We start from the raw sequence: 16,851 nt of genomic DNA, 5'->3' as shown, positions 1-16,851 counted from the left end.
TCATGGGATAGAGACGGCCTTGTGTCTGGAGGCTGAACACCGGATCTACCGAGGGTCGCCGCCATGCCGCGCAGCCTTTGCCTCACCCGCCAGTGCCTGGGCCTGGTCACCCGAATTGAATGTTCCATTCGTCCTCTTGCGGGGGATGCCGGGATGTGGACGTTGCTGTTTGCCGCCGGAATGACAGGTGAGCAGCCCTCGACCATCAAGTCCCAGGGGCCGTTCCATGGCCCGTTCGTCGCGGAAAACATTCTTGAATCCATCGTGCAAAGCCTGACCCTGCACGGCTACGAACTGGCCGACGACCCGCAGATCTGGTGCCTGCACTTGCAGGCCCACCTGCGCCAGCTCAATGGCGGACGGCCCCAGGCCCTGCACCTGTAAACCGCAACCTTTGTAGGAGCCGGCTCCTACAATTTGCTCTCGGGCTTGTCCAGCTTGACCTCGAAGCCGTATTGCACGGTGTTCAACGCCGTGCGCTGGTACGTTTCAAGCGCGGTCGGCTGGCCATAAAAGTAATGCACATCAAACAACGCGGTGCCGTATTCCGCAGCGCGGTGGCTGACGCCGAGGATTTCCTTCAAGTACTTGCCACTGGCGTCCTTGGCAAAGAAGCGCCAGCTATCGGAAGGGAAGAGCGCCTGGTCGACAATCAGCACGTTGTCCTGGATCGACAGGCCCTTGGGCAGTTGGGCGGTGTTGACGGTGTTCTTTTCGATGGTGGCCAGGAACAGCGGGATCGATCCCACGGCAAATGCCGGGGTTTCCGGGAATAAATTAAGGTCGTAGGTGATGGTGGCGCGCCATGGGTCGACCTCAAAGGCCTCGGTGGGCAGCTCGATGGGCTCGCCGCGCTTGCCTTGATCATTTGCGGTGAAGAACGTCAGCGGGGCGTCGTTGCTGGTGCGAGTCGAGCCGATCAGGTCGTCATTGAAGGTGAAGGGATGGTCAAAGGCGATGTGGGCGGCGCTGGCGTCGTCCACCGACTGGCTGATGGTGACGCTGCTTTTCAACTGGTCTTCGGAGAGGCTGGCACTTTGGAGCCAGCCTGCGGCCTCATCGTCATACACCGTGACGGGCATGGGCAGGCCCTGCACGGTTTTCTCCAGACTGTTCTTGTCAAAGCGCCGTATCGGCAGTTCCAGGTCCTTGCGGGTGACTGTAGCGTCGGAGAAATCCAGCACGCTGACTTGCAGGTTATCGATCACCCCGTTGAAGTAGACCTTGGCGTAGTGGCTGGCCTGTTTTTGTTCGAAGGCTTTCTGCTCGTCTTGCAACTGCTTTTCAAAGGCCTCGGACCAGGTTGTCTGCTTGCGCATCTGCGCCAGTTGCTGCTCGTAGAACGCCACCTGGGCGGCGCTTTCATTGATCGAACCGGCACGGGAAAGAAATTGCCCGGTGGTGTCCCGGGCCTGGACCAGCAGCGGGTTGGGCGACTCATCCGCCACTTGTGGCGCCAGGGGGCTGGTGTTGGTCAGTTCGATCTCGGCGTAGTTGTTCTCCAGGGCCAGCAGGGTCAGCGTGATGTTTGCCTCGGTGCGCTTGTGGCCCACGTCTTTGCGGGTCAGGTCGAAGGTCAGCACTTTGCTGGGTGCAATCACCTCGACCCGGCCCTTGAGGGTGACGGGTTGGGGCTGGCTCTTGTTGTCCGTCTCGATGCCTTCGATGAAGGGATAGGTGACGGTCAGGTCGTCCGGGTTGGTCAGGTTGGAGCTGCTGGGGCTCAACTGAATGCCGGGGTCGGTTTCTGACCATTCCGGCTGGAACGGGATGATCTTGTTGTTGCTCAAGGTCACCGATTGCCATTCCAGGCCATGGGGAAACGGGAATTGGTCCGGCATATTGAAACTGAACGGGAACACCGGTTGCAGATCGGTCAGGTAGTCCGAGTGCGAGTTCTTGCGTAGGACGAACAGCCCGTTGATGTAGGTATCCACCAGCGCTTGCGGGGTAGGGTAGTGCGCAAGCACGGCCAGGCTGTTTTCCCCGTACTCGGTCTCCACTGGCTTGGTGTCGAGCTTGATGCGCGCCCGCTCCAGCAATAGCAGCGAGCCGCCCAGCTCGCCCACGGCCTCCTTGAGGCGCGGATCCTGGATCGTATCCAGGGATTGTTCGAACTGGGTGGTTTTTTCTTCCAGAGAGGCTTGCTTGTGCTCGTCGCTGGGGGAGCAGCCGCTGGCCGCCAGTAAAGCCATACACAGGCCAAGACTGGCCAAGGGAGATCGCACATCCATTATTTGAGATTCCTGTCCGGCAGCATCGAGCCACGTTGATGAGGCCGACACTAGCAGAAAAATTGTCTTACAGAAGCGCTACAGGTCAGTTTCCGGGTGGTTATGGCGCAATGTACGCGGCTGATATACTCGCCGCCATTTCTAGCCAAGCTGTGTGAGATTCCATGGAACGCTTTATCGAAAATGCAATGTACGCCTCCCGCTGGCTGCTGGCGCCGATCTATTTCGGCTTGTCCCTCGGGCTGCTGGCGTTGGCGCTGAAATTCTTCCAGGAAGTGATCCATTTGCTGCCCAATGTCTTTGCGATGGCCGAGTCGGAGCTGATCCTGGTGCTGCTGTCGTTGATCGACATGGCCCTGGTGGGTGGCTTGTTGGTGATGGTGATGATTTCCGGCTATGAGAACTTTGTCTCGCAACTGGATATCGACGACAACAAGGAGAAGCTCAACTGGCTGGGCACCATGGACTCTTCGTCGCTGAAGATGAAGGTGGCGGCGTCCATCGTGGCAATTTCCTCGATCCACCTGCTGCGGATCTTCATGGATGCCAAGAATGTCGATCCACAGCACCTGATGTGGTACGTGATCATTCACATGACCTTCGTGATCTCGGCGTTTGCCATGGGCTACCTGGATAAACTGACCAAGCATTGATCCATGACCGGCGCCTGCCGGCCCGGGATTTTGGGCTCATCAAGCCTGGGGCGAGTGTGCTAGTCTGCTCGCCCTTTTAGTTTGGATGACACGCCAGATCCCGCGTTTTTGCGGATTTTTGCAGTTGTCCTACAGCGGAGCCTTTCCATGTCCGAAGTCAATCTGTCCACCGACGAAACCCGCGTCAGCTACGGCATTGGCCGTCAGTTGGGCGACCAACTGCGCGACAACCCGCCACCGGGCGTCAGCCTGGACGCGATCCTGGCTGGCCTGACCGACGCGTTCGGCGGCAAGCCAAGCCGTGTTGACCAGGAGCAAATGGCTGCCAGCTTCAAAGTGATTCGCGACATCATGCAAGCCGAAGCAGCGGCCAAGGCTGAAGCAGCCGCAGGCGCGGGCCTGGCATTCCTGGCTGAGAACGCCAAGCGTGACGGCATCACCACCCTGGCTTCCGGCCTGCAATTTGAAGTGCTGACCGCCGGCGACGGCGCCAAGCCGACCCGTGAAGACCAGGTGCGTACCCACTACCATGGCACCCTGATCGACGGCACTGTGTTCGACAGCTCCTACGAGCGTGGCCAGCCGGCAGAATTCCCGGTCGGTGGTGTGATCGCTGGCTGGACCGAAGCCCTGCAACTGATGAATGCCGGCAGCAAATGGCGCCTGTACGTGCCGAGCGAACTGGCTTACGGCGCACAAGGTGTTGGCAGCATCCCGCCGCACAGCGTTCTGGTATTCGACGTCGAGCTGCTCGACGTTCTGTAAGACCTGCTGATGGCTCTATGTAGGAGCTGGCTTGGCGGGTCGCAGCGATACAGACAACTCGGTATGGGTTACACCGAGGTGATGTTATCGCCGGCAAGCCAGCTCCTGCAGAGGGCCATGCAATCAGGTTCTGCGCGGTTGCTCATGGATGAAACTTGCCATGTAGCTCCGTCACCGGGCGCAACGCTCGGGCATAGCAGAACAGAAACAGATTCCTCACCACCTCTTTAAGCACCCCAGGTTCACTGGAGCTCAGGCCGTTGACGTCCAGGTCGCCCTGGTCCTGCAGTTCATTGAGCGCTTCTTCTTCCAGCACCGCACAGACTTCGCCGGTTTCCCGATGAAGGATCCGCAGGTAAGGGTGCGGACGGTCCAGCCAGGCATCAATCAAATAAGTCATGGGTCGCATCTCCTTGAAGGGTTTCAATGAGAATAATTCTTATTCAAAGAATAGCAAGTCCCTATTGGCAATTTCCTGGTTTTTCTGTGTGGGCATTGTTCAAGGTCAAAAGGGCTGGCCTTTTGCTACTGGGGAGGGGGTGGTACGGGGAGGGTGAAGCGCCATCCCGCGCGGGGCACGGGATGGCGGCAGGTCAGACCTTGCGGACGAACTCGGACTTGAGCTTCATCGGGCCGATACCGTCGATCTTGCAATCGATATCGTGGTCGCCATCGCACAGGCGGATGTTCTTGACCTTGGTGCCGACCTTGACCACCAGCGAGGTGCCCTTGACCTTGAGGTCCTTGATCACGGTGATGGTGTCGCCGTCTTGCAGGACGTTACCAACAGAGTCTTTCTTCACGGTTTCATCGCTGGCTGCTTCGGCTTCACCACCGACGGACCACTCATGGGCGCATTCCGGGCAGATCAGCTGGGCGCCGTCTTCGTAGGTGTATTCGGAATTGCATTTTGGGCAGGGTGGCAACGTGCTCACTAAAGCTCCTTGAAAGTCAGGATGGCTAAAAGTCGCACATTATATAGGGTTTTGCCGGGGGCGGGGCGATGCGGTCTCAATGTGGGAGCCGGCTTGCCTGCGATGCAGACACCTCGGTCTATCAGCTGTAGCGAGGTGATGCTGTCGCAGGCAAGCCGGCTCCCACAGAGTGTTAGTGAGTACGGGCTACCGCAAATTCACTCAGCTCCACCAGGGCGTCCCGGTATTCGCTGGCTGGAAGGGCTTCCAGGCATTTGATGGCGCGGGCCACGTAGTCGCGGGCCAGCTGTGCGGTGTAGTCCAGCGAACCCGAGGCTTCCACGGCGGCGCGGATGCTTTCCAGGTCTTCGATGCCGCCTTTCTGGATCGCCTTGCGCACCAATGCCGCCTGTTCCGGGGTGCCTTCGCGCATGGTGTAGATCAGCGGCAGGGTCGGCTTGCCTTCGGCCAGGTCGTCACCGACGTTCTTGCCCAGGGTTTCGGCATCACCGCGATAATCGAGCAGATCATCCACCAACTGGAAGGCCACGCCCAGGTGATCGCCAAAGGTGCGCAGGGCTTCGGCCTGTTCGGCGCTCGCTTCGCACAGGGCGGCGGCGCTGTGGGTCGAGGCTTCGAAGAGCATCGCGGTCTTGCCGCGAATCACTTCCATATAGGTTTCTTCGGTGGTGCTCGCGTCACGCACCTTGGACAGCTGCAGCACTTCGCCTTCAGCGATGATGCGCGTGGCCTGGGACAGGATCTTCATCACCGGCATCGAGCCTAGCTCGACCATCATTTCGAACGAGCGCGAATACAGGAAATCGCCCACCAGCACGCTGGGCGCGTTGCCCCACATGGCGTTGGCGGTCTCACGGCCACGGCGCATGCCGGACATGTCGACCACATCGTCGTGCAGCAGGGTGGCGGTATGCAGGAACTCGATAGTGGCGGCCAGCAGGCGCAGGTCATCGCCTTCACGGCCCAGGGCCTTGCCACACAGCAACACTAATAATGGCCGCAGGCGTTTACCGCCGGCCGAAGTAATATAGTCGCCAATTTTGGAGACCAGTGGCACTTTAGAAGTCAGCTGCTTCTTGATGATGCCGTCGACGGCGCTAAAATCGTCCGCCACCGCGCGGTAGAAAGCTTGGGGTTGCATCAGCGACAGTCGCTCCAGAAGGGTTGCGCGGCATGCTAGGACCCGCGCCCCTGGGTGTCAAGGCGCGATAGACGGCTACTTGCAAGCCTCTCGCAGCTTGCGTACAATCGCGCACCCTGAACTTCCTGGGCAGCACCTGCCTTACGCAATTGCATTCGGGACGTCCATCCCATGCAGCCATGCCAGCCAATACCTCTTCTTATAAAGCGCTGGGTGAGCAGGATTATCGGAGAAATACCATGTCGTACGCAGTAATTGTTACTGGTGGCAAGCAATACAAGGTCGCCCCAGGTGAATACCTGAAGATCGAAAAACTGGAAATCGCTACCGGCGAATCCGTTACTTTTGATCGCGTTCTGTTGGTCGCCAATGGCGATGACGTGAACATCGGCGCTCCAGTTGTTGCTGGCGCTACCGTTGTGGCTGAAGTGATCTCCCAAGGTCGTCACGATAAAGTCCGCATCATCAAGTTCCGTCGTCGTAAGCACCACATGAAGCGTATGGGCCACCGCCAGTGGTACACCGAGATCAAAATCACCGGTATTCAGGCTTAATTTCAGCCTAATTCCTCACTAGGAGAATTGACTCATGGCACACAAAAAAGCTGGTGGTAGTACCCGTAACGGTCGCGACTCAGAAGCCAAACGCCTTGGCGTTAAGATGTATGGCGGCCAGAAAATCATTCCGGGCAACATCATCGTGCGTCAGCGCGGCACCCAATTCCACGCCGGTTACGGTGTAGGCATGGGTAAAGATCACACTCTCTTCGCGAAAATCGAAGGCGTGATCAAGTTTGAAGTAAAAGGCGCGTTCAACCGCCGTTACGTGAGCGTTGTCTCGGCTTAATTGCGAGCTCGCTGGAAAAGCCCTGTCTTGCGACGGGGCTTTTTCGTTTGTGGGGTGAGTCTCTTGCAAAGCTGTTTGTAATGGCGAAGGCAGCGGGATTTGCGGTCGCTGATTGAGGTCGCTGCGCTCATTTTTGCAAGAGTCTTATGTCTTGGTTTCTTAAGCTCGTCCGTGCGGCGAGAGGCGTTTTGTTATGAAGTTCGTTGATGAAGTTTCCATCCGAGTAAAAGCAGGCGACGGCGGTAACGGTTGCATGAGTTTCCGTCGCGAAAAGTTCATCGAAAACGGTGGCCCGAACGGCGGCGACGGCGGTGATGGCGGTTCTATCTACATGATGGCCGACGAAAACCTCAATACCCTGGTCGACTACCGCTACACCCGGCACTTCGATGCCGAGCGTGGCTCCAATGGTGGCAGCACCGACTGCACCGGTAAAAAAGGTGAGGATCTGGTGCTGCGTGTGCCGGTCGGCACCACGATCATCGACTCCGCGACCCAGGAAGTGATTGGCGACCTGACCAAGGCCGGCCAGAAGCTGATGGTTGTGCAGGGCGGCTGGCACGGTCTGGGTAACACCCGATTCAAGTCCAGTACCAACCGTGCGCCGCGCCAGACTACGCCAGGCAAGCCGGGCGAGCAGCGTGACCTGAAGCTGGAAATGAAAGTGTTGGCGGATGTGGGTCTGCTGGGCCTGCCAAACGCTGGCAAAAGTACCTTCATTCGCTCGGTGTCTGCGGCCAAGCCAAAAGTGGCGGATTATCCGTTCACCACCCTGGTGCCGAACCTGGGCGTGGTCAGTGTCGATCGCTGGAAAAGCTTCGTGGTTGCGGACATTCCGGGCCTGATCGAAGGTGCTTCCGATGGCGCCGGTCTGGGCATTCGCTTCCTCAAGCACTTGTCCCGTACCCGTTTGCTGCTGCACCTTGTCGATATGGCGCCGCTGGATGAAACCAGTGCCCCGGATGCGGCTGAAGTGATTGTCAACGAACTGGCCAAGTTCAGCCCGTCCCTGGCTGAGCGTGACCGTTGGCTGGTGCTGAACAAGTGCGACCAGATCCTCGAAGAAGAACATGAAGAGCGGGTCAAGGAAATCGTTGACCGCCTGCAGTGGGAAGGTCCGGTCTACGTGATCTCCGCCATTGCCAAAGAAGGCACTGAGCGTCTGACTCGCGACATCATGCGCTACCTGGAAGATCGTGCTGATCGCCTGGCTGCCGATCCGGTCTACAAGGCTGAATTGGCTGACCTCGACCAGCGTATCGAAGATGAAGCGCGTGCGCAGTTGCAGGCGCTGGATGACCAGCGTGCCTTGCGCCGCAGTGGCGTCAAGTCGGTCCATGATATCGGTGACGATGATTGGGACGAGGAAGACGTGGATGATGAAGATGGTCCAGAAATCATTTACGTGCGTGACTGATCTGTTGCGATAAACTTAAGCGCCGCTCAATCGAGCGGCGTTTTAGTATCTGGAAATCGGTAGTCACGAATAACGTTATGGGCGGCGCTGGGTCGCGTGGCCCTCAATCTAAGGTTGAAGATGATGCGGAGCAAAGTGACGGGTGCGCAACGCTGGGTCGTAAAGATCGGGAGTGCGCTGCTGACGGCGGATGGCAAGGGGCTGGATCGCGCAGCCATGAGCGTCTGGGTTGAACAGATGGTGGCCTTGCATGAGGCAGGTGTCGAGTTGGTGCTGGTGTCGTCCGGGGCGGTTGCCGCCGGGATGAGCCGCCTCGGCTGGACCGCGCGACCCAGCGCGATGCATGAGTTGCAGGCCGCTGCTGCGATTGGCCAGATGGGGCTGGTGCAGGCCTGGGAATCCAGCTTTGCCGAGCACGGCCGCCATACCGCGCAGATTCTGCTGACCCATGACGATCTATCCGACCGTAAGCGCTACCTCAATGCCCGCAGCACCTTGCGTGCCCTGGTCGAGCTCAAGGTGATCCCGGTGATCAACGAGAACGACACCGTGGTGACCGACGAAATCCGCTTTGGTGACAATGACACCCTGGCTGCCCTGGTGGCCAATCTGGTGGAGGCCGACCTGCTGGTGATCCTCACGGATCGTGATGGCATGTTCGACGCCGATCCGCGCAACAATCCGCACGCCCAGCTGATTTACGAAGCGCGGGCCGATGATCCGGCGCTTGACGCGGTGGCGGGCAGTGTCGGTGGTGCGCTGGGTCGAGGCGGCATGCAGACCAAGCTGCGCGCGGCGCGCCTGGCGGCTCGCTCCGGTGCCCATACGATCATCGTGGGTGGGCGCCTGGAGCGCGTGCTGGATCGCCTCAAGGCCGGTGAGCGCATCGGCACGCTGTTGTCGCCGGAGCGCGGCATGCTGGCGGCGCGTAAGCAGTGGCTGGCTGGTCACTTGCAGACGCGCGGTACCTTGGTGCTGGATGCGGGGGCTGTTTCTGCGTTGTCCCAAGGCAATAAGAGCTTGCTGCCGGTAGGCGTCAAGCTGGTCCAGGGCAGCTTTCGTCGTGGTGAAATGGTGGTGTGCGTGGCGCCCGACGGTCGTGAGATCGCCCGCGGCCTGGCCAACTACAGTGCCCTCGAGGCACAGAAAATCATTGGGCAGTCGTCTGAGTCGATTGTCGGTCTGTTGGGTTACATGGCTGAGCCGGAGCTGGTTCACCGCGACAACCTGATTCTGGTCTAAAGGAAAACTGCGATGCGCGTGATGAAGGGGTTGCTCGGTCTGCTGGTGGCGATGCCGCTGCTGGCTTCGGCTGAAGAGATTGGCCAGGTATCGACGGTGTTCAAGTTTGTCGGGCCAAACGATCGGATCGTGGTCGAGGCTTTTGATGATCCCAAGGTGGATGGCGTGACCTGCTACCTGTCCCGCGCCAAGACGGGCGGAGTGAAGGGTGGGCTGGGCTTGGCTGAGGATCGTGCCGAGGCGTCGATTGCTTGTCGCCAGGTGGGGCCGATTCGCTTCAAGGGTGAGCTGAAAGATGGTGACGAGGTGTTCAAGGAGCGCACTTCGCTGGTGTTCAAGACCATGCAGGTGGTGCGGTTCCTCGACAAGAAGCGCAATACCCTGGTGTACCTGGTCTACAGCGATCGCTTGATCGAAGGCAGTCCGCAGAATGCGGTGACGGCGATTCCGATCTTGCCGTGGCCTAGCGCGCAATAAACCTGGCAACTCTGCTCTGCATTATGTGGGAGCTGGCTTGCCTGCGATAACGGTTCAACAGTCGACATTAATGTTGAATGTTAATACCCATCGCAGGCAAGCCAGCTCCTACATTTGTTTTGGGGTGTGGCATAAATCGTGGGTAATAAAAAACCGACCCTGGGGTCGGTTTTTTAACAAGCTTATCGCTTAGGCTGCAACAGCAAGGTTCAGAGCCTTGATGTGGCCATTCAGACGACCTTTATGGCGAGCAGCTTTGTTCTTGTGGATGATGCCTTTATCGGCCATACGGTCGATAACTGGCACGGCCAGAACGTAAGCAGCTTGAGCTTTTTCAGCGTCTTTTGCGTCAATGGCCTTAACTACATTCTTGATGTAGGTACGAACCATGGAACGCAGGCTGGCGTTGTGGCTGCGACGCTTCTCAGCCTGTTTTGCACGTTTTTTGGCGGAAGGTGTGTTGGCCACCGTCGAGCTCCTCGAAAGACTTTTTAGGAAATAGCAAACAAAATAGGCCGCGAATCATGCCGATGAGTTGACGTCTTGTCAAGGGCGGCTGATGCGAACTGCTGAGTGGTCGATCTGAAGAGGCGGGTGATTTATTTCCGGCGCTTGACCTGTAAACTCGCGAGCTTTGGCTCTGTGCTGTTGCAGGCGCGCAGTATCGCATAAGTAGGCGCTTTGTTCGCCTGCTCTTTATCTATAGGCAAAAACTCTTTCAATGAATCTGCTCAAATCGTTGGCCGCCGTCAGCTCTATCACGATGATTTCCCGGGTTCTGGGGTTTGTGCGTGACACCCTCATCGCGCGTATTTTTGGCGCGAGCATGGCCACGGACGCCTTCTTTATCGCGTTCAAACTGCCCAACCTGTTGCGGCGGATCTTCGCCGAGGGTGCGTTTTCCCAGGCATTCGTGCCGATCCTGGCCGAGTACAAGACCCAGCAGGGAGAGGAAGCCACTCGCACATTCATTGCCTATGTCTCGGGGCTTCTGACCCTGGTACTGATGTTGGTGACCATCGCCGGCATGCTCGCCGCACCCTGGATTATCTGGGCCACGGCGCCCGGGTTTGCCAACACTCCAGAAAAATTCGCCCTGACCAGTGACCTGTTGAGGGTGACCTTTCCTTATATATTGCTAATTTCCCTGTCGTCCCTGGCGGGCGCGATCCTTAATACCTGGAACCGCTTCTCGGTACCGGCGTTTGTGCCGACCCTGCTTAACGTCAGCATGATCATCTTTGCCCTGTTCCTCACGCCGTACTTCGATCCACCCGTCATGGCACTTGGCTGGGCAGTGCTGGCCGGTGGCTTGGCGCAACTGTTGTATCAACTGCCGCACCTGAAAAAGATCGGCATGCTCGTGTTGCCGCGCCTGAACCTCAGGGACACGGGCGTGTGGCGGGTCATGAAAAACATGCTGCCGGCGATTCTCGGGGTATCGGTGAGCCAGATTTCGTTGATCATCAACACTGCGTTCGCTTCGTTGCTGGTCTCAGGTTCGGTGTCGTGGATGTATTACGCCGACCGTCTGATGGAATTACCCTCCGGCGTGCTCGGCGTGGCGCTGGGCACCATCTTGCTGCCGACCCTGGCCCGCACCTATGCCAGCAAGGACCGCCACGAATACTCGCGTATTCTCGATTGGGGCTTGCGCCTGTGCTTTGTGTTGGTGCTGCCGTGCTCCCTGGCCCTGGGGATCCTGGCCAAGCCGCTGACGGTTTCGCTGTTCCAGTACGGCCAGTTCAGCGCGTTCGACGCCTTGATGACCCAGCGCGCGCTGGTCGCCTATTCGGTAGGGTTGCTGGGGATTATCGTGATCAAGGTCCTGGCGCCGGGCTTTTATGCCCAGCAAAATATCCGGACCCCGGTGAAGATCGCAATTCTCACCCTGGTGGTTACCCAGCTGTTCAACCTGATCTTCATCGGGCCTCTGGCGCACGCGGGCCTGGCCTTGGCGATCAGCGCCGGGGCGTGCATTAATGCCGGCCTGCTGTTTTATCAACTGCGTAAACAGAAAATGTACCAGCCGCAGCCGGGTTGGGGCGTGTTCGCCCTTAAATTGCTGGTGGCGGTGGCGGTGATGTCGGCGGTATTGCTGGGCTTGATGCACTGGATGCCCGCGTGGGACGAAGGGCAGATGCTCGACCGATTCCTGCGCCTGGGCCTGCTGGTCGTGGCCGGGGTGGTCGCCTACTTTGGCATGTTGCTGGTGCTGGGCTTTCGCCTGCGGGATTTCAATCGCAAGGCGCTGAATTGATCACAATCAACAATAAGCCGGCTGTTTTTTCGATTCGAATCATTTGGCCTGCGCTGTTGCCTGTCGCCCAGGGCTGGGTGTGGTTATAATCGACCACTTTATGAGCAAGAAGCGCGTTATGCAGCTGGTTCGAGGTCTCCACAACCTGCGCCCCGAGCATCGGGGGTGCGTCGCCACTATTGGCAACTTTGACGGTGTTCACCGTGGCCACCAGGCTATCCTGGCGCGGCTGCGCGAGCGCGCAGTCGAGTTGGGCGTGCCCAGCTGCGTGGTGATTTTCGAGCCGCAGCCCCGTGAATTTTTCACCCCCGAGACGGCCCCGGCCCGTTTGGCTCGCCTGCGGGACAAACTGCAGCTGTTGGCTGAAGAGGGTGTGGACCGGGTGCTGTGCCTGGCGTTCAACCAGCGTTTGCGCAGCCTCAGCGCCACGGAGTTCGTTGACCGCATCCTCGTCGATGGCCTGGGCGTGCAGCACCTGGAGGTCGGCGACGACTTCCGCTTCGGTTGCGACCGGGTAGGGGATTTCGATTTCCTGCAACAGGCCGGCGTGACTCAGGGTTTTACTGTCGAAGCCGCGCAAACCGTCGAACTGGACGGCCTGCGCGTGAGCAGTACTCAGGTGCGAAATGCCCTGGCCGCTGCCGACTTCGCCTTGGCCGAGCGTTTGCTCGGTCGCCCGTTCCGGATTGCCGGGCGGGTCCTGCACGGCCAGAAGCTGGCGCGCCAACTGGGCACGCCAACCGCCAACGTGCAGCTCAAGCGCCGTCGCGTGCCACTGACCGGGGTGTACCTGGTGAGTGTCGATATCGACGGCCAACCGTGGCCCGGAGTCGCCAATATAGGCGTCAGGCCAACGGTTGCAGGTGATGGCAAGGCCCACCTGGAAGTTCACCTTTTGGATTTTGCCGGGGATTTATATGACCGGCGTTTGACGGTGGTTTTCCACCAAAAGCTGCGTGAAGAGCAGCGATTCGCCTCCCTGGAGGCGCTGAAAACGGCGATCAATGCGGATGTCGCCGCCGCCCGTGCACTAGCCGCACCTAGCGCCCATCGCTAATGAAGAGCCTTAAATGACCGACTATAAAGCCACGCTAAACCTTCCGGACACCGCCTTCCCAATGAAGGCCGGCCTGCCACAGCGCGAACCGCAGATCCTGCAGCGCTGGGACAGTATTGGCCTGTACGGAAAGTTGCGCGAGATTGGCAAGGATCGTCCGAAGTTCGTCCTGCACGACGGCCCTCCTTATGCCAACGGCACGATTCACATCGGTCATGCGCTGAACAAGATTCTCAAGGACATGATCATCCGCTCGAAAACCCTGGCGGGCTTCGACGCACCTTATGTCCCGGGTTGGGACTGCCACGGCCTGCCGATCGAACACAAGGTCGAAGTGACCTACGGCAAGAACCTGGGCGCCGACAAGACCCGCGAACTGTGCCGTGCCTACGCCACCGAGCAGATCGAAGGGCAGAAGTCCGAATTCATTCGCCTGGGTGTGCTGGGCGACTGGGACAACCCGTACAAGACCATGAACTTCAAGAACGAGGCCGGGGAAATCCGTGCCTTGGCCGAGATCGTCAAGGGCGGCTTCGTGTTCAAGGGCCTCAAGCCCGTGAACTGGTGCTTTGACTGTGGCTCGGCCCTGGCCGAAGCGGAAGTCGAATACGAAGACAAGAAGTCCTCGACCATCGACGTCGCGTTCCCGATCGCCGACGATACCAAGCTGGCCGAGGCCTTTGGCCTGGCAAGCCTGGCCAAGCCTGCCGCCATCGTGATCTGGACCACCACCCCGTGGACCATCCCGGCCAACCAGGCGCTGAACGTGCATCCGGAATTCACCTACGCCCTGGTGGACGTTGGTGATCGCCTGCTGGTACTGGCCGAGGAAATGGTCGAGGCCTGCCTGGCCCGCTACGAGCTGCAAGGTGCGGTGATCGCCACCACCACCGGCTCCGCGCTGGAACTGATCAATTTCCGTCACCCGTTCTACGACCGCCTGTCGCCGGTATACCTGGCTGACTACGTCGAGCTGGGCTCGGGTACTGGCGTGGTTCACTCCGCACCGGCCTACGGCGTGGACGACTTCGTGACCTGCAAGGCCTATGGCATGGTCAACGATGAGATCCTCAACCCGGTGCAGAGCAATGGCGTGTACGCGCCGTCGCTGGAGTTCTTCGGCGGCCAGTTCATCTTCAAGGCCAACCAGCCGATCATCGACAAACTGTCAGAAGTCGGGGCGCTGCTGCACACCGAAACCATCAAGCACAGCTACATGCACTGCTGGCGCCACAAGACCCCGTTGATCTACCGCGCCACCGCGCAGTGGTTCATCGGCATGGACAAAGAGCCTGTGGCTGGCGAAACCCTGCGCAAGCGTGCGATCAAAGCCATCGAAGACACCAAGTTCGTCCCGGCCTGGGGCCAGGCGCGCCTGCACTCGATGATCGCCAATCGTCCGGACTGGTGCATCTCCCGCCAGCGCAACTGGGGCGTGCCGATTCCGTTCTTCCTGAACAAGGAAAGCGGCGAGCTGCACCCACGTACCGTCGAACTGATGGAAGTGGTGGCCCAGCGCGTTGAACAGGAAGGCATCGAGGCCTGGTTCAAGTTGGACGCTGCCGAGTTGCTCGGTGACGAAGCGCCGCTGTACGACAAGATCAGCGACACCCTCGACGTGTGGTTCGACTCGGGCACTACCCACTGGCACGTGCTGCGCGGCTCGCACCTGATGGGTCACGAGACCGGCCCGCGCGCCGACCTGTACCTGGAAGGCTCGGACCAACACCGTGGCTGGTTCCACTCGTCCCTGCTGACTGGTTGCGCCATCGACGATCACGCTCCGTACCGTGAACTGCTGACCCACGGCTTCACCGTCGACGAGAACGGTCGCAAGATGTCCAAGTCCCTGGGCAACGTGATCGCGCCGCAGAAGGTCAACGACACCCTGGGCGCCGATATCATGCGCCTGTGGGTGGCTTCGACCGACTATTCGGGTGAGATGGCCGTTTCGGAGCAGATCCTGCAGCGCAGCGCCGATGCCTACCGTCGAATCCGTAATACCGCACGCTTCATGCTGTCGAACCTGACCGGCTTCAACCCGGCTACCGACATCCTGCCGGCCGACGAAATGCTCGCCCTGGACCGTTGGGCCGTGGACCGTACCCTGTTGCTGCAGCGCGAGTTGCAGGAACACTACGGCGAATACCGTTTCTGGAATGTCTACTCGAAGATCCACAACTTCTGCGTGCAGGAGCTGGGTGGCTTCTACCTCGACATCATCAAGGACCGCCAGTACACCACTGGCGCCAACAGCAAGGCCCGCCGTTCGGCACAGACCGCGCTGTACCACATCTCTGAAGCGCTGGTGCGCTGGATCGCGCCGATCCTGGCCTTCACCGCCGACGAACTGTGGGAATACCTGCCGGGCGAGCGTAACGAGTCCGTGATGCTCAACACCTGGTACGAAGGCCTGACCGAATTGCCGGCCGACTTCGAACTGGGTCGCGAGTACTGGGAAGGCGTGATGGCCGTCAAGGTCGCGGTGAACAAGGAACTGGAAGTCCAGCGTGCGGCCAAGGCCGTCGGTGGCAACCTGCAGGCCGAAGTCACCCTGTTTGCCGAGGAAGGCCTGACCGCCGACCTGGGCAAGTTGAGCAACGAGCTGCGCTTCGTGCTGATTACCTCCACTGCCAGCCTGGCGCCATTCGCCCAGGCCCCGGCTGATGCGGTCGCAACCGAAGTACCGGGCCTCAAGCTCAAGGTGGTCAAGTCGGCGTTCGCCAAGTGCGCCCGTTGCTGGCACTGCCGTGAAGACGTCGGCGTGAACCCGGAGCATCCGGAAATCTGCGGTCGTTGCGTCGACAACATCAGCGGTGCTGGCGAGGTTCGCCACTATGCCTAAATCCAGCCGGTTCGGACGTCTGGGTTGGCTCGTACTGAGCTTGCTGGTCCTGGTCATCGACCAGGTCAGCAAGGCTCACTTCGAGGGCACTCTGGAAATGTTCCAGCAGATCGTGGTGATTCCTGACTACTTCAGCTGGACCCTGGCCTATAACACCGGCGCCGCCTTCAGCTTCCTCGCTGACGGTGGTGGCTGGCAGCGCTGGTTGTTCGCCCTGATCGCCGTGGTGGTCAGTGTGGTGCTGGTGGTCTGGCTCAAGCGCCTGGGCCGCAACGATACCTGGCTGGCTATCGCATTGGCGCTGGTGTTGGGCGGTGCGCTGGGCAATCTGTACGACCGCATTGCCCTGGGCCATGTGATCGACTTCATTCTGGTGCATTGGCAGAACCGCCATTACTTCCCGGCGTTCAACTTTGCCGACAGCGCCATCTGCGTTGGCGCAATCATGCTGGCGCTGGATATGTTCAAGGGCAACAAACCCGGAGAAGCTGTAAATGACTGAACAAGTATTGGCCGAACAACGCATTGGCCAGAACACGGAAGTCACCTTGCATTTTGCATTGCGCCTGGAGAACGGCGACACGGTCGACAGCACCTTCGACAAGGCCCCGGCGACCTTCAAGGTCGGCGACGGCAACCTGCTGCCGGGTTTCGAGGCGGCATTGTTCGGCTTCAAGGCCGGCGACAAGCGCAACCTGCAGATCCCGCCGGAAAACGCCTTTGGCCAGCCCAACCCGCAAAACGTACAGGTCATCCCGCGTTCGCAGTTCCAGGACATGGAGCTGTCGGAAGGCTTGCTGGTGATCTTCAACGATGCGGCGAATACCGAACTGCCCGGCGTGGTCAAAACCTTCGATGACACTCAGGTGACCATCGACTTCAACCACCCGTTGGCCGGCAAGACCTTGACCTTTGATGTTGAAATCATCGACGTTAAAGCGCTCTAACTGACGAAACCGGTTCCTGTAGGAGCCGGCTT

The 16,851-nt window shown here is 59.3% G+C and carries 18 protein-coding genes; 13 read left to right on the top strand and 5 right to left on the bottom strand.

Annotation, left to right across the window (positions count from 1 at the left end):
- Positions 1-63 precede the first annotated feature (63 nt).
- Positions 64-384, top strand: a complete 321-nt coding sequence (locus ACO77H_RS23905) for a hypothetical protein (protein WP_169951064.1) — start codon at positions 64-66, stop codon at positions 382-384.
- Between the two features lie 26 nt (positions 385-410).
- Here the strand turns inward: ACO77H_RS23905 and ACO77H_RS23900 are convergent, their stop codons facing one another.
- Positions 411-2,234, bottom strand: coding sequence for a hypothetical protein (locus ACO77H_RS23900; protein ID WP_169951062.1), 1,824 nt, complete (start codon positions 2,232-2,234; stop codon positions 411-413).
- 164 nt (positions 2,235-2,398) lie between these two features.
- On the opposite strand from ACO77H_RS23900, the gene ACO77H_RS23895 reads away from it, so the two are divergent.
- Positions 2,399-2,887, top strand: coding sequence for a TIGR00645 family protein (locus ACO77H_RS23895; protein ID WP_057441112.1), 489 nt, complete (start codon positions 2,399-2,401; stop codon positions 2,885-2,887).
- Between the two features lie 147 nt (positions 2,888-3,034).
- Entirely contained in the window at positions 3,035-3,652 is a 618-nt protein-coding gene (locus tag ACO77H_RS23890; protein ID WP_038443496.1) for an FKBP-type peptidyl-prolyl cis-trans isomerase, read from the top strand.
- Between the two features lie 142 nt (positions 3,653-3,794).
- Here ACO77H_RS23890 and ACO77H_RS23885 read toward each other — a convergent pair whose 3' ends face one another.
- The 3 genes from ACO77H_RS23885 to ACO77H_RS23875 all read right to left on the bottom strand — a co-directional run bounded on the left by ACO77H_RS23885 (position 3,795) and on the right by ACO77H_RS23875 (position 5,728).
- Positions 3,795-4,052, bottom strand: a complete 258-nt coding sequence (locus ACO77H_RS23885; protein WP_029292069.1) for a PA4570 family protein — start codon at positions 4,050-4,052, stop codon at positions 3,795-3,797.
- A 193-nt stretch (positions 4,053-4,245) separates the two neighbouring features.
- Positions 4,246-4,587, bottom strand: a complete 342-nt coding sequence (locus ACO77H_RS23880; RefSeq protein ID WP_032861873.1) for a zinc ribbon domain-containing protein YjdM — start codon at positions 4,585-4,587, stop codon at positions 4,246-4,248.
- Between the two features lie 172 nt (positions 4,588-4,759).
- Positions 4,760-5,728: a polyprenyl synthetase family protein gene (locus tag ACO77H_RS23875; RefSeq protein WP_038443490.1), complete on the bottom strand. Its 969-nt coding sequence runs from the start codon at positions 5,726-5,728 to the stop codon at positions 4,760-4,762.
- Between the two features lie 239 nt (positions 5,729-5,967).
- On the opposite strand from ACO77H_RS23875, the gene rplU reads away from it, so the two are divergent.
- From rplU to ACO77H_RS23850, 5 genes are all read left to right on the top strand, one after another.
- Positions 5,968-6,282, top strand: a complete 315-nt coding sequence (rplU, locus tag ACO77H_RS23870) for a 50S ribosomal protein L21 (protein WP_003176051.1) — start codon at positions 5,968-5,970, stop codon at positions 6,280-6,282.
- 34 nt (positions 6,283-6,316) lie between these two features.
- A complete protein-coding gene (gene rpmA, locus ACO77H_RS23865) occupies positions 6,317-6,574 on the top strand; it encodes a 50S ribosomal protein L27 (RefSeq protein WP_029292052.1) in 258 nt (85 codons plus the stop codon).
- A 193-nt stretch (positions 6,575-6,767) separates the two neighbouring features.
- Positions 6,768-7,991 (top strand): Obg family GTPase CgtA, encoded by a 1,224-nt coding sequence (cgtA, locus tag ACO77H_RS23860; protein ID WP_154906582.1) that lies wholly within the window; start codon positions 6,768-6,770, stop codon positions 7,989-7,991.
- Positions 7,992-8,114: 123 nt separating this feature from the next.
- Complete coding sequence (proB, locus tag ACO77H_RS23855) at positions 8,115-9,233, top strand: glutamate 5-kinase (protein ID WP_169951401.1); 1,119 nt, start codon at positions 8,115-8,117, stop codon at positions 9,231-9,233.
- A gap of 12 nt (positions 9,234-9,245) precedes the next feature.
- The gene (locus tag ACO77H_RS23850; protein WP_169951059.1) at positions 9,246-9,710 is read left to right on the top strand and encodes a CreA family protein; all 465 of its coding nucleotides are present in this window, start codon (positions 9,246-9,248) and stop codon (positions 9,708-9,710) included.
- Between the two features lie 189 nt (positions 9,711-9,899).
- Here ACO77H_RS23850 and rpsT read toward each other — a convergent pair whose 3' ends face one another.
- Positions 9,900-10,178 carry a 30S ribosomal protein S20 gene (rpsT, locus tag ACO77H_RS23845; RefSeq protein WP_029292043.1) on the bottom strand — a complete coding sequence of 93 codons (279 nt, stop codon included), beginning with the start codon at positions 10,176-10,178 and terminating at the stop codon, positions 9,900-9,902.
- 253 nt (positions 10,179-10,431) lie between these two features.
- Here rpsT and murJ point away from each other — a divergent pair, with 253 nt between their 5' ends.
- From murJ to fkpB, 5 genes are all read left to right on the top strand, one after another.
- Positions 10,432-11,970 carry a murein biosynthesis integral membrane protein MurJ gene (gene murJ / locus ACO77H_RS23840; RefSeq protein WP_432754643.1) on the top strand — a complete coding sequence of 513 codons (1,539 nt, stop codon included), beginning with the start codon at positions 10,432-10,434 and terminating at the stop codon, positions 11,968-11,970.
- A 118-nt stretch (positions 11,971-12,088) separates the two neighbouring features.
- The gene (gene ribF, locus ACO77H_RS23835; RefSeq protein WP_057441100.1) at positions 12,089-13,027 is read left to right on the top strand and encodes a bifunctional riboflavin kinase/FAD synthetase; all 939 of its coding nucleotides are present in this window, start codon (positions 12,089-12,091) and stop codon (positions 13,025-13,027) included.
- Between the two features lie 13 nt (positions 13,028-13,040).
- A complete protein-coding gene (ileS, locus tag ACO77H_RS23830; protein WP_170041708.1) occupies positions 13,041-15,872 on the top strand; it encodes an isoleucine--tRNA ligase in 2,832 nt (943 codons plus the stop codon).
- Positions 15,865-16,374, top strand: coding sequence for a signal peptidase II (gene lspA, locus ACO77H_RS23825; RefSeq protein ID WP_432754642.1), 510 nt, complete (start codon positions 15,865-15,867; stop codon positions 16,372-16,374). Before ileS ends, lspA begins: the two co-directional genes overlap by 8 nt.
- A 7-nt stretch (positions 16,375-16,381) precedes the next feature.
- Entirely contained in the window at positions 16,382-16,819 is a 438-nt protein-coding gene (fkpB, locus tag ACO77H_RS23820) for an FKBP-type peptidyl-prolyl cis-trans isomerase (protein ID WP_169951398.1), read from the top strand.
- Positions 16,820-16,851 lie beyond the last annotated feature (32 nt).

It is taken from the genome of Pseudomonas sp. WMBT8 (assembly GCF_050916005.1).
In the GTDB taxonomy this organism is placed as follows: Bacteria; Pseudomonadota; Gammaproteobacteria; order Pseudomonadales; family Pseudomonadaceae; genus Aquipseudomonas.
Note: the sequence above shows the minus strand (reverse complement) of the source record. Positions and strands in the feature narration are given on the sequence as shown.